Genomic DNA, 500 nt, shown 5'->3' with positions numbered 1-500 from the left:
TTCCTGCGTTATCGTCGGCGCCCCGGACAACGGAGGCACTGCATGCAACGGATTTTCGGACGCTTGGCCCTGGCGGCGCTGCTCGCCGCGCCGGCCGCCAACGCCAACGACCTGGCGACGCTGAAACAGGACGGCACGCAGTACACACTGACCGACGAGCAAGGCTTCTGCGCGAAGGGCGAAAGCGCGATCCGGCAAACCGTCGACGGCGCCGAACGCCGTGCGGGCTGTTACACGCTCGACCCGACCACCGTGCACGTGCGCTGGTCCGACACCACGATCGAATCCTTCAACATCAAGCGCTTCAAGGCGACCGCCTACGCGCAACGCCTGGCCGAGAAGGAGCACAGGCTGAAGAAGGGCGGCAACCGTTACGACACGCCATTGATCGATCGGACGATTCCCACGATTCCGGACCTGCCCATGCAGGGCAACTGAGCCGCGACCGATCGCTGCAGTGCACGAGAAAGCCGCCCGCGAGGCGGCTTTTTTGTGCTGCA

At 65.0% G+C, this 500-nt stretch carries 1 protein-coding gene; it reads left to right on the top strand.

Annotation, left to right across the window (positions count from 1 at the left end; all coding sequences use genetic code 11):
* A partial coding sequence (locus tag AC1DRF_RS32185) for a hypothetical protein (RefSeq protein WP_477742852.1) occupies positions 1-438 on the top strand: 438 nt, incomplete at its 5' end.
* Positions 439-500 lie beyond the last annotated feature (62 nt).

Source organism: Priestia sp. P5_B4, from assembly GCF_056400385.1.
Note: the sequence above shows the minus strand (reverse complement) of the source record. Positions and strands in the feature narration are given on the sequence as shown.